The 11,227-nt window shown below is 64.7% G+C and carries 10 protein-coding genes; 5 read left to right on the forward strand and 5 right to left on the reverse strand.

Translation table 11 applies throughout. The features are described 5' to 3' along the window. Positions 1-28 precede the first annotated feature (28 nt). Together otsB and M0D43_RS16785 are read right to left on the reverse strand one after the other, a co-directional pair. Positions 29-787 (reverse strand): trehalose-phosphatase, encoded by a 759-nt coding sequence (gene otsB / locus M0D43_RS16780; protein ID WP_260807385.1) that lies wholly within the window; start codon positions 785-787, stop codon positions 29-31. Between the two features lie 126 nt (positions 788-913). Next, positions 914-3,349: a TonB-dependent receptor plug domain-containing protein gene (locus M0D43_RS16785; RefSeq protein ID WP_260807386.1), complete on the reverse strand. Its 2,436-nt coding sequence runs from the start codon at positions 3,347-3,349 to the stop codon at positions 914-916. A 231-nt stretch (positions 3,350-3,580) separates the two neighbouring features. On the opposite strand from M0D43_RS16785, the gene M0D43_RS16790 reads away from it, so the two are divergent. After that, a complete protein-coding gene (locus tag M0D43_RS16790) occupies positions 3,581-4,054 on the forward strand; it encodes a DUF3574 domain-containing protein (RefSeq protein WP_101361853.1) in 474 nt (157 codons plus the stop codon). 106 nt (positions 4,055-4,160) lie between these two features. Here M0D43_RS16790 and M0D43_RS16795 read toward each other — a convergent pair whose 3' ends face one another. Continuing rightward, on the reverse strand, positions 4,161-4,637 hold the full coding sequence (locus tag M0D43_RS16795) for a VOC family protein (RefSeq protein ID WP_252162286.1): 477 nt from the start codon (positions 4,635-4,637) through the stop codon (positions 4,161-4,163). Between M0D43_RS16795 and M0D43_RS16800 the strand changes: the two genes are divergently transcribed. The 4 genes from M0D43_RS16800 to M0D43_RS16815 all read left to right on the forward strand — a co-directional run bounded on the left by M0D43_RS16800 (position 4,630) and on the right by M0D43_RS16815 (position 9,816). Beyond that, positions 4,630-5,652, forward strand: a complete 1,023-nt coding sequence (locus M0D43_RS16800) for a LysR substrate-binding domain-containing protein (RefSeq protein WP_260807388.1) — start codon at positions 4,630-4,632, stop codon at positions 5,650-5,652. The genes M0D43_RS16795 and M0D43_RS16800 overlap by 8 nt on opposite strands. Before the next feature lie 238 nt (positions 5,653-5,890). Next, positions 5,891-7,492 carry a hypothetical protein gene (locus tag M0D43_RS16805; RefSeq protein WP_252162288.1) on the forward strand — a complete coding sequence of 534 codons (1,602 nt, stop codon included), beginning with the start codon at positions 5,891-5,893 and terminating at the stop codon, positions 7,490-7,492. After that, complete coding sequence (locus M0D43_RS16810) at positions 7,489-8,658, forward strand: lysozyme inhibitor LprI family protein (RefSeq protein ID WP_252162289.1); 1,170 nt, start codon at positions 7,489-7,491, stop codon at positions 8,656-8,658. Before M0D43_RS16805 ends, M0D43_RS16810 begins: the two co-directional genes overlap by 4 nt. A gap of 339 nt (positions 8,659-8,997) precedes the next feature. Continuing rightward, positions 8,998-9,816: a DUF3014 domain-containing protein gene (locus tag M0D43_RS16815; RefSeq protein ID WP_252162290.1), complete on the forward strand. Its 819-nt coding sequence runs from the start codon at positions 8,998-9,000 to the stop codon at positions 9,814-9,816. A gap of 216 nt (positions 9,817-10,032) precedes the next feature. Here M0D43_RS16815 and M0D43_RS16820 read toward each other — a convergent pair whose 3' ends face one another. Together M0D43_RS16820 and M0D43_RS16825 are read right to left on the reverse strand one after the other, a co-directional pair. Then, positions 10,033-10,740 carry a glutathione S-transferase gene (locus tag M0D43_RS16820; RefSeq protein ID WP_252162291.1) on the reverse strand — a complete coding sequence of 236 codons (708 nt, stop codon included), beginning with the start codon at positions 10,738-10,740 and terminating at the stop codon, positions 10,033-10,035. Between the two features lie 45 nt (positions 10,741-10,785). Further along, a complete protein-coding gene (locus M0D43_RS16825; protein WP_252162292.1) occupies positions 10,786-11,091 on the reverse strand; it encodes a GIY-YIG nuclease family protein in 306 nt (101 codons plus the stop codon). Between the last annotated feature and the right edge of the window lie 136 nt (positions 11,092-11,227).

Here is an 11,227-nt window from a genome sequence, read left to right on the forward strand (position 1 = left end):
TGTTGAAGTGAGAGAAGTTGCGCGGTGGTTAGCGGCGGCGTGCGTTGTGCTGTAACCACGCGTGGACATTGGCGGTGCCATCGACGCGAAAGCGCGCGCTGGTCTGTGCGCGATCGCCCACCAGCACGCTCCAGCCGCCGAGCCGATTGGCGGCGTCGAAGCCGAATTCGTCGGTGAGATCGTCGCCCACGAACACCGGCGTGCGTCCCGCAAAAACGCTGTGCTGCATCAGGTGTTCGACCGCCAGGCCCTTATTGCTGCCCTCGGGAACAAATTCGATTACATGATCGCCGGGCTGCAGGCGGTAGCCGGAGAGTTGCGCGATTTCCTGCTGCGCGAACGCGAGCACCTCGGCGCCGGCCTGCGGCCGCGCGCGCCAGTGCAGCGCCACGCTGACGCCTTTGTCTTCGACCAGCACACCCGGATGTTGGTGCGTGAGCGCTGTAGCACGTTGATGCAGGCCATGCAGCCACTCGGAGGTGTCTTGCGGCATGGCTGCGCGTGCAGCGACATCGCTGCGCAGTTCATGCCCGTGCAGGCCGGCGGCCGGCAGCAGCAACGGGGCGAACAGGGCATCCAATTGGACCAGTGGCCGGCCGCTGACCAGTGCGACGGCGCCGTTGAGGCGCTCGCTCAGCAGGCCGATGGCCTCGCGCACCTCGGGCAGTAACCGCACTGCCTCGGGGCTGTCGGCAAAGTCGATAAGGGTGCCATCCACGTCCAGAAACAATGCGCAGGCATTGTCCAGCAATGGCGGCGACGAGAGGGGGGAATGCGCGTCTGCCATTGCGCTAGTGTGCGCAATGGGGTGTGAGATTCAGGTTACGGAACGGCGGGGCTGAGGAGTCGGGATTGGGCAGTCGCAAGCAGCGCTGCGTTTGCCAATCCCGACTCCCGACTCTCCAATCCCGTATCAGAACGAGTAGCGCACCCGCCCGTACCAATACGCGCCGTTGCTACCGATCGGCGAGAGCACGTCGTACGGCAGGTTGCCGAAGTAGGCGATGTCGTCGATGGAGCGGTCCGAGTAGTTGTCGAGAATGTTCTGGCCGCCGATCGCCAGCGTCCACTGCGTGCCCAGGTGATACTCGGCTTCCAGATCCAGTTGCCATTCGGCGCCGTAGGTCTGGCGTGGGACGAAGCCGCCACCGAAATCGAACACGCGGGTAGCACTGCCATAGCGGTTCACGCGCGTTTGCAGGTTCCAGTGCTCGTTGCTCCAGTTGGCAGCAAGCGCGGCGCGCGTGCGCGGTGCGGCATCGGTGAGCGTGTTGCTTTCTTCCACGCCGAACAGCACGTACTCCGGGTTCAATGCCAGCACCTGCGCCGGGGTGGCGATGATGTTTTCCAGTTCGGTCTTGGCGTAGCTGTAGGTGCCGGTCAGCAACAGATCGCCGCCGAAGGCGTACTGGCGCCAGTTGGCGACCAACTCGGCGCCGCGGGTGCGGGTGTCGGCAGCGTTGAGGAAGTAGCTGGCGCTCTGTACGCCGGTGACGCCGTAGTTCTGCTGCACGAAGCTGGTCAACGCATCGCCGGTGATGTTTTCGGACAGCGCGATGCGGTCGTCGATATCGATCTGGAAAAAGTCCAGCGACAGGTCGAAGTGATCGCCCAGCTTGCTGGTGAAGCCCAGGCTGTAGTTGACCGACTTTTCCGGCTTGAGATCCGTGGCGCCGAGGCCGCGCGCGATGGGGTTGTTGACCGACAGCAAGCGCCCCTGGGTCAGGCGGCCGGCGGCGTCATAACCGGTGGAGGTGGCTTCGTAACCGATCTGGCTGAGCGAGGGCGCACGCACGTTGTTGGAGATGGCGCCACGCAGCGCAAAGGCCGGATCGAACGCATAACGTGCGGCCAGCTTGCCGGTCCATTGGCTGCCGAAATCCTGGTAATGCTCGTAGCGGCCAGCCAGATCGGTGGAGAACTTGTCGCCGAACTGGCTGGACACATTGGCGTAGGCGCTGGCCACGTTACGGGACAGGTCGGCTTCGTCCTGCGGGGTGAGCCCGCCGCCGGCCTGCGAGCCGGTGGGACGATCGGTGAACGGGCCAGCCGCGTAGCTTGCCGGGTCGCCGGCATGGGTGCGGTACTGCTCACGGCGGAACTCGGCACCGGTACCGAAGGTATGGGTGGCACCGGCGGCATCGAAGACGCGGGTCAGGTCGACGTTGCCCACGGTCTGCGCGAAGGCGAAATCGCCGGTCTTGAAGCGCGTGGTGCTGGTGGGCCCCAACGAGGCATTGAGCGAGTTGCGCAGCCGGTAGGTGAAGTCGTTACGGCCGTAGTTGACGCTGGCGTCGTAATCCCAGTCACCCCATTGCCCGCGCGCGCCGGCCACGAGTTGCAGATCGCGATTCTCGCCTTCGGAAATCGGGCGGTAGCCGTTGGGGTAGATCTCGCGCCAGTTGGCGCTGCTGTCCGGGTAACGGAAATAATTGGCGCCTTCGGTATCGCGCTGGTTGTAGGTACCGAACGCATAGAACTCGCCGCTGGCGCTGAAGGGAACCTTGGTGTTGAGCCAGGCATTCAGGCCCTTGGTGGCCCCATCGCCGAGCACGTAATTGCGCTGGCCCTTTAGTGCCAGATTGGCCGGGGTCTGTTCTTCGAACGGCGGAATCTGGTCGAAGCCGGCACGGTTGGTGGCCTCACGATTCTTCAGTTCCAGGCCGACCTTGAAGAAGCCGCCGTCGTCGCCCAGCAGCGTGCCGACCTTGGCGCTGGCATAGCTGGTCTGGCCATCGGTGACGCGGCGATCGATCGGCTCTACATCGGTGTTGTAAGCGCCGAAGCTGGCTTCCAGCTCGCCGCGCTCCGGGTTGTCGTCCAGGATCACGTTGATGACACCGGCAATCGCATCCGAGCCGTATTGCGCGCCGGCACCGTCGCGCAGCACTTCGATGCGCTTGATCGCGTTGATCGGGATGGAATTGAAATCCACCGGCGTGGTGCCCTTGCCGATCTTGCTGTCGGTATTGACCAGTGCCGAGGTATGCCGGCGCTTGCCGTTGACCAGCACCAGCACTTGATCGGGCGAAAGCCCGCGCAACTGTGCAGCACGGATATGGTCGGCGCCGCCGGAGTTGGACTGGCGCGGGAAATTGAACGAGGGCAGCAGCGCCTGCAGCGCACTGCCAAGTTCGCCATTGACCACGCCGGCCTTGCGGATGTCTTCGGCGGTGAGCACGTCCACCGGCACGGTCGATTCCAGCACGGTGCGGTCGCTGGCACGGGTGCCGGTGACAATCACGGTGTCCAGCGTGGTGGCGCCGGCATCGGCCTGCTGGGCCTGCGCGTTGGCGCTGAGCACGGCGGCGATGGCCAGGCCGATAACCGAAAGGGTGGGGCGGGTCATGCTGTTCTCCTGCAACTTGCGAACGACACGCGCCGCGCGCTCGGCATCCGGCCGGGCTGGGGCGCAAAGGGGTTCGGATGTCCACATTCATCCGGATGGAAAGATATTATCGCGTTGTTCAGGGCGGCGCGAGATGGCACAGTGCGCGCACAGTGGCATGAGCTCATATCGGCCTTGCATGAGCCTGCCCCAAAGCCCTGTTCCGCCCCCAGACCCGTTGTGGAGAAGTCGATGAAGTTGCTGCCGTCCTGCCTGCTTGCCGCCACGTTGGCGCTGTCCGCCTGCGCCACCACCCCCGGCGGCACGCCGAGCTCAACCACCGCCAGCCTCCAGGGCGACGCGGCGCGGCCAGCAGCGGCGCGCGGTTGGGTGCGCAGCGAGCTGTATTTTGGCGTGGGCGAAGAAACCGGCCCGGCCGACCGCCCGCAGACCCGCACCATTGATGAGACCCAGTGGCGCGCATTTCTGGACAAGGAAGTGACCCCGCGCTTTCCGGATGGCCTGACCGTGTTCGACGCCTACGGCCAATGGTTGTTCCGCGGCGCCAAGGAACCGAACCGGCTGGGAACCAAGGTGCTGGTGATCCTGCACGAAGACACCCCGCAACGGCGTAACGACATCGAAGCGATCCGGCTGGCGTGGAAGCAGGCCACCGGTCACCAATCGGTGCTGTGGTCGCGGCAGGCGGTGGAGGTGTCGTTCTGAGTGGGCTGGTGTGTCCGGTCAAGACCTGACTTAACTTAGTGCGCCCTGCTGCATGCCGCCGCAGGCGCGCGCTGCGGGGGCGATGATTGCCTTACGCCGGGTACGATCAAGCTGCGGATTGAAACAGTTCGATCAGCATGCGTTCGTTGTCGCGAATGAAGGCGAAGCGGTCGCCGCCACTGTTCGGGACGGCGCTGGGCGGCGCTGCGATCTCCACGCCGTTGGCCTGCAAACGGTCGATGGTCCGGTCCAGATCGTCCACCGCGATGGCGAGGTGGTTGATGCCGCCGAGCCTGATGTTGCTCTGGCGCTCGGCGCGTTCGGCCGCCATCGGCATGGCGCCTTCGGTCTGGATGAGCTCGAGCCGCAGGTTGTCCAGCCCGACGAACACGACCTTGGCACCCGGGAAACCGAAGGCGTGCAGGCGTCGGAAGCCGAGCTGATCTGCATACCAGCGTGCGCTGGCCTCCAGGTCCTGGACGACGATACCCACGTGGTGAATCCCCAAGATGCCGGTTGTCATGGTTGATGCCTGTCTGCTGTGTTGAGAAGGGATGCGCGGAGCCGAGGGCGCAATGCCCATCACCCGCACCGTCTGTCGCAACGACGATAGGGCTGTGCGGCGGCCTTTGATAATCGACCTGGAAGCGAATAGCCTGTTCGCCATGGCGAACAATGTGGATGCGCTGCGGCTGGATGACCTGGCCATCTTCCTGGCGGTGCTGGAGGGCGGGGGATTCCGCACGGCGGCCCGACGGCTCGGGCTGTCGCCCTCCACCGTCAGCGACAAGATCGCCCAGCTCGAAGCACAGCTCGGGGCGCCGCTGCTGATCCGCACCACGCGCAGCGTGATGCCTACCGAGGCAGGACGCAGGTTGGCCGAGCGGGTGTCCCCGCTTCTTACCGAAGCCAGGGCCGCGCTGCAGGATGTGGCCGATGCACGACACCAGGTGCGCGGTCTGCTGCGGTTGAACGTGACCGGCGCGGTCATGGTCGACATGCTGCCGCCGCTGATCGACCGCTTCCTGACGCTGCATCCGCATGTGCGCGTCGAAATCGTGGTCGAAGACCGGCTTGTGGATATCACCGCCGCCGGCTGCGATGCGGGCATCCGTTACGGCGAGTATCTGGCCCGGGACATGATCGCCGTGCCGATCGGATTGCCGTCGCAACGATTGGCCTACGCAGCAGCGCCGCACTATTTGGCGCACAAGGGGACGCCGTTGGCGCCGCATACCCTCATCGAACACGAGTGCATCCGGTTGCGTTTTTCCAGTGGGGCGTTGGTGGAATGGGAATTCGAGCGCGGCGATGAAACGCTGAGGATCGATCCGCCGGGCCGCTTGATCATCGGCGTGGATGCGGCGGCCGCAGCGATCGCCCTGGCGTGCAGCGGCCGTGGCGTCGTGGCAACTTTCGAAAACTGGCTCGATCCGTTTCTGCAGTCGGGCGCGTTGATGCCGGTACTGCGCGACTGGTGGCCGCAGTTCGAAGGCCCACGGCTGTACTTCTCCAGCCGGCTGATGACCGCGCCCTTGCGCGCGTTCGTCGACATGGTGCGCGACAACACGCAGTCCCGCCAGCAGGCTTCAGGCTGATGGCGCGAAACCACGGGCTGCGGGGCTGCCGCGGTGAGCATCTGCGGCGCGCGATACGTCCCTGCGCGGAAACGCGGGGGAAATGATTCGTGACGATATCCACTTCACGCTGCCGACAGCGATCGACTGGACGCGCGCGATGTAAGGCCAGTGCCGAAGACGCACTGATCCATCCAATTGCTGTCGCCCCTGCGGTGCAGCAGCTACCATCGGCCGACCCCCACGCTTCCTGGTTCTCATGTCGGCTCCTTCTTCGCGTCCTGCGGCTCCGCCGCGCTGGTTCGTCGCTGGCGATCTCAATGGCTTCTTCGGCCTGGTGGTCGACAATCTGTCCATCCTCGGCTTCATCGCGATGGCCTTGGTTGGCATCTTCCAGTTCCCGGCCGAAGTGGTCTTCGGGCGCATGTTCCCGGGCACCGCATTCGGCGTGCTGGTGGGCAACCTGCTGTACACCTTGATGGCGCGGCGGCTGGCCGCACGCACCGGGCGCGACGATGTCACCGCCATGCCGCTAGGCCTGGATGCGCCCACCAGCATCGGCATGGCGCTGCTGGTGCTCGGTCCGGCATTCGCCGGTTTCAAGGCGCAGGGGCTGGACCCACAAGCCGCCGCCATCGCCACCTGGAAACTCGGCATGGCCGCATTGGTGGTGATGGGCCTGCTCAAGCTGGTGCTGTCGTTCGTGGGCGAAGCAGTGACGCGTGCACTACCTCGTGCGGCCTTACTCGGTTCCATCGCCGGCATCGCGCTGGTGCTGATGGGCTTGTTGCCGCTACTGGAAACGCTGCGTTCGCCGGTCGCCGGTTTCGTCACCCTGGGCTTGCTGCTGTATGTGCTGCTGGCCAAGGGCCGCCTGCCGACCCAATTGCCTGGCGTGTTGGTGGCATTTTTGATCGGCACCGCGCTGTATTACGGGCTCGGCCTGGCGGGATTGGGTGCGCCAGGTTTTACCGTGCCGGTGTGGAATCCGCCGCAGATCGTACTGCCGTTGCCGAATCTCGGCTTCATTGACGGCCTGCCGGCCACGGTGGCGTACCTGCCGTTGCTGCTGCCATTCGGCTTATTGATGGTGGTGGGCGGCATCAACGTCAGCGAAAGCGCGCGCGCGGCCGGCGACGATTACCGCACCCGCGACATCCTGCTGGTGGAAGCCTTGGCCACGCTGGTGGCCGGCGTATGCGGCGGTGTGGCGCAGACCACGCCCTATATCGGCCAGCCTGCGTACAAACACATGGGCGCGCGCTCCGGTTACACGCTGCTGACCGGGTTGTTCATCGGTATCGGCGGCATGCTCGGGGTGATCAGCGGGCTGGTGCAATGGCTGCCGCTGGCAGTGTTGGCGCCGATCATTGTGTACGTCTCCATCGACATCACCACGCAGGCGTTCCAGGCCACGCCCAAACAGCACGCCGGTGCGATGGTGCTGGGCTTTCTGCCCTCGGTGGCGTACCTGCTGACCATCAAGGCGCCGGGCTGGATCGCACCGGATCAGCTGGTGGCGCTGACCACCAAGGTCGATGGTCACGGGCTGCCGGAGCTGGCGGTGATCTTCGCGCTGGGCAACGGCTTCATCATCACCGCGATGCTGTGGATCGCCACGGTGGCGGCGATGATCGACGGACGTCTGCGACGGGGCGCGGTGTTCTTGCTGGTGGCTGCAGGGCTGACCTTGTTCGGATTGATCCATTCGGTGGATCCGCGCGGCGGCATCTATTTGCCGTGGTCGCTGCAAGGCCTGGCGCGCGTGATCAGCTGGCAGTTCGTCGGCGCCTACGTTGCGCTGGCGGCGACCTTGCTGCTCTTGTCGCTACTGCCGGCACGCAAGCAGGCAGTGCAGTGACCTATCGTTCGCGCATTGCGCAGTGCCTTGTGGGTAGCGCGTTGTTGCTCAGCGCCGGCGCGGCATGGTCGGCCTCATTCGATTGCAAGCAGGCGGGCACGCCGGCGGAAAAGCGGCTGTGTGCAGTGCCTGCGCTCGGCAACCTCGACGATCAGCTGGATGAGGCGTACCGCGGCGTGCTGGAGACCACGCCGCGCACCTCGGTTGCTGCGGTGCGCGATCAGCAGCGCGCTTGGCTGCGCCAGCGCAATGCCTGCGCGCAGGACGCCAAGATGGATGACTGCCTGCAGCGCAGCCTGAAGGCGAGGGTCGACGCACTAAGCAAGGCGCTCAATGGCCAGCAGCAAACGCTGGACCGCATCATCGCCGGCGTCCCGAAAGCGCCTGCGGACGCAGCGCGCCAGTTGCAGGGCTACGACGCGCCGCTGGCATCGGCGTGGTTGGCGTATCTGCATCAATTCGTGCCTGCCGCAGGCGTGGACGCGGTATTGGCGACGTCGCGTTTCGACAGCGCGCGCAGTGCGCTGCGCAAGACGGACACATTTGCAGCCTCCTTGCTCGACGATGTGGAGGGGACGCCCGCGATGCAACAGCAAGAGCGCGTGCTGACGCTGTTGCGCATGTGGATCGAACGCGACGACAGTACGCAGCGCCCATACGTGCATTGCTTCGTCTTCGCCGCGGTGGGCGAGCCGGCCTACGATGCGTTCGGGCCTTTGTATGGTTCGACACGCGACAGTTTCGCACCGATCTGCGAGCCGCCTGGTGGCCTGTTCGCACTGCCCAGCTGGAAGCAGTTGGATGACGGCTTCTCCGGGTTGCTCGAAGCCTTGGGCAAGGATGCCGGCACCATCCGCTACGCCAGCTACGCCGAGTGGCGAATCATTGCGCTGCGCGCAGCAGTGTCGCCGTTACTCTATCTGCAGCCGGACCTGCGCAAGCGCTACGGCAACGATCCGGATCAGGCGATTGCTGCGTGGTCCGCCGAGGACAGCGACTGGCCGGCAGCCGAGCGCAAAGCCGTGCGCGCGCTGTTGCCCAAGGTGCGCGCAGATACCGCCGCCTGGCTGGTGCGCGAAAAGCGCATGCCGGCAAAGCAGGCCGATCAGGTTGCAGCCGCCATCGTTGCGGCCTGGGTGAATGCGCGGTTGGATTTCGCGGGCTAACCGGGGCGATTGCAGAGGCAAGGCGCTGCAGGTTTGCTGCAGGGGGCTTTGCCAGCCCCCATCGCCAGACGCGCTGCAAGACCGTCTTTTTGTGCTCCTGCGCGGCATCCATGTTGCGTCACGTTCCGCGACGGTGGCCGGGCAGGAACGTGGCTGGATGGTGGATGCGCATGGCCTTCAACAAAACAGCCAGCGACCGGCTGGTGCGGTGTCCCGGATGCGGGAAGAGCATCGCGCCCCCGACTTTCCCAGTTAAACGGGCCGCTGCCGAAAATCGATGGAACCACCGCGACATCCCACGGTCGTACCTTGGATGTTGTCGATGTCAGGAGTTCCACGATGCAAAGCAAATCTTCGCTCTGGCCATGGTTGCTCGCGGTCCCAGTGATCGCCGGCGCCGCTTGGTGGCTGTTTGGCGGCCCGCCCGGCACCGAGGCCACCTTGCCCGCACCGATCACACGTACCGCCAATGCGGTAGCCGCGGCGGTAAGCCCGCAACCCGCACCGGCGAGCAGCGAACCACGGCATCCGGTGCCGGCAGCGTCGGCCGATGCTGCCGATGCTGCGATTCCTGCATTGGCGCAAAGCGATGATGCCGCGTGGCAAGCGCTGCTCGCGCTGGTAAAGGACGACGCTGCCTTGTCGATCGTGTTGCGCAAGCACCTGATCGAACGCGTGGTAGTGATGATCGATAATCTCACTCAGCCCAGTATCAGCCGCCGTGCCCTGGTGCTGCAGCCGGTGCCCGGCGAGTTGCAGGTCTCCAGCGCAGGCGACCGCCAGGTGATCGATCAGACCAATGCGGCGCGCTACGCGCCTTACGTGGCTGCATTTACCAGTGTGGATGCGCAAAGCATGGCGCGCAGCTATGTGCGCTTTTATCCGTTATTCCAACAGGCATATGCGGATCTGGGTGCGCCGGATCGTTACTTCAACGACCGCGTCATCGATGTGATCGATCACCTGTTGCGCACGCCTGAGCCGAAGCAGCCGATCGAGCTACAACGTGACGAACGTGGCCGATACCGCTTTACGGATGCCTCGCTGGAGGCGTTGTCGGTAGGGCAGAAGGCGCTGCTGCGGCTGGGGCCAACGCAAGCTGCTGCAGTGAAGGCACAGTTGCAGCGGATTCGCACCACGCTGCTGCAAGGGCCCTGAGGTCGCTTGCGTTTTCATCACGCAAGGATAAAGGCCGCATGTGATGCGGCCTTGCAGGTCTTGACACAGGCAAGGTCGCATGTGCACGCAGCGCTGGGGCATACCTGGTTACGTCCACTCGCCTGCCAGTGGGTGGTCGATAACGCGATCGAGCGACATATCGCTCTAATCGCCAACCCTGCTGCACTCCATCACGCAACAGCGCTGCGTTTGCGCCTATGCCGCATCCAACTCCGGGTAATGGCGGAAGATGCCATTCGTGTTGAAAGCCACGCGTCTATCCGAAGCGAGGTACGCGGCAATCCGCGGCCGCGTTGCCACGCGTTGCTGCAGCGCCTTCAGGCCGGGCACGTGATGCGCAAGTGTCGCCATGCGCTTTGGGAACATGTATTCCAGCCCGCTGATCAACTGAAACAGCGACAGATCCACATACGCGTGCGTGCCGAGCACATGCATGCCACCGGCCTGCTGCAACACCCGCTCGAAATAACCCATAAATTTGGGCAGGCGGCTGTCGCGCAGGTCTTTTGCACGCTTGGCCGCTTCGGCTCGTTGGTCTTCGTAATACAGGCCGGTCGCAATCGGGTGGTGCGTGTCATGCACCTCGGCGACAAGATCGGCGATCGTCATCTGCAGTTGCAGAGCCTGCAGGCGCTGCGGGACCGAATCGGGCACGAGCTGTAGTTGCGGCCCGATGAAGTGCAGGATTGCCGCGACCTGCGCCACCACGACGTCGCCGGCCTTGAGAAACGGCGGTGCGAACGGTCGTGCACCCGCGTGCTGGCCTTCCAGAAACTCAGTCATGACCTCGTCGCCGTGGGTGCGGGCCATATCGGTATAGGCCGCGCCGGCATCCTCCAGGGCAAGTCGCACGAACTCGCCACGGCCTTGCAGGCCGGTCCAGTAATAGAGCTGATAGTGCATGCGCGGCTCTGTCATCGAGGGCGCTGCAGGGTAGAAAAACGATGGCTAGATATGCGTGATCGATGCGTCAGCAGAGTGTGACTCGGCAGCGTCGGGCTGCGCCTGCAACCAGGCAAGCTTGCGCGCACGTGGCTGGCGCTTGAGTGCGCACTCCGCACGTGATGCGCTGGCGCGGTCCGGGTAGGTGCGACTGGCGAGTACCTGAACGGGCGGATTGGCGCGCGTGTAACGTGCACCGGTGCCACGCAGATGCGCCTGGAAGCGTCGCTCCAGATCGTTGGTGATTCCGGCGTAATAGCTGCCGCTGCGACACAGCAACAGGTAGAGGTGCCAGGGCTTGGTTGCATCCATGCGCGCATTATCGCCACTGGCGAGGGTCTGCGCAGCGTGCAATCCAGAAGTAGGTGCTGTCGCGCCGGCCAACGGTGGCGCAAGTGCCGGAGTCAGGTAATGCCTCGCAGGCCACTGCGCGTGAATTCCGGCACGC

Origin of the sequence: Xanthomonas prunicola (assembly GCF_025266575.1) — a bacterium.
Taxonomy (GTDB): Bacteria; Pseudomonadota; Gammaproteobacteria; order Xanthomonadales; family Xanthomonadaceae; genus Xanthomonas; species Xanthomonas prunicola.

Coding starts and splice junctions, on each gene's coding strand:
- otsB (WP_260807385.1), bottom strand. CDS start 787: ATGGCAGACGCGCATTCCCCCCTCTCGTCGCCGCCATTGCTGGACAAT.
- M0D43_RS16785 (WP_260807386.1), bottom strand. CDS start 3,349: ATGACCCGCCCCACCCTTTCGGTTATCGGCCTGGCCATCGCCGCCGTG.
- M0D43_RS16790 (WP_101361853.1), top strand. CDS start 3,581: ATGAAGTTGCTGCCGTCCTGCCTGCTTGCCGCCACGTTGGCGCTGTCC.
- M0D43_RS16800 (WP_260807388.1), top strand. CDS start 4,630: ATGCCCATCACCCGCACCGTCTGTCGCAACGACGATAGGGCTGTGCGG.
- M0D43_RS16795 (WP_252162286.1), bottom strand. CDS start 4,637: ATGGGCATTGCGCCCTCGGCTCCGCGCATCCCTTCTCAACACAGCAGA.
- M0D43_RS16805 (WP_252162288.1), top strand. CDS start 5,891: ATGTCGGCTCCTTCTTCGCGTCCTGCGGCTCCGCCGCGCTGGTTCGTC.
- M0D43_RS16815 (WP_252162290.1), top strand. CDS start 8,998: ATGCAAAGCAAATCTTCGCTCTGGCCATGGTTGCTCGCGGTCCCAGTG.
- M0D43_RS16820 (WP_252162291.1), bottom strand. CDS start 10,740: ATGCACTATCAGCTCTATTACTGGACCGGCCTGCAAGGCCGTGGCGAG.
- M0D43_RS16825 (WP_252162292.1), bottom strand. CDS start 11,091: ATGGATGCAACCAAGCCCTGGCACCTCTACCTGTTGCTGTGTCGCAGC.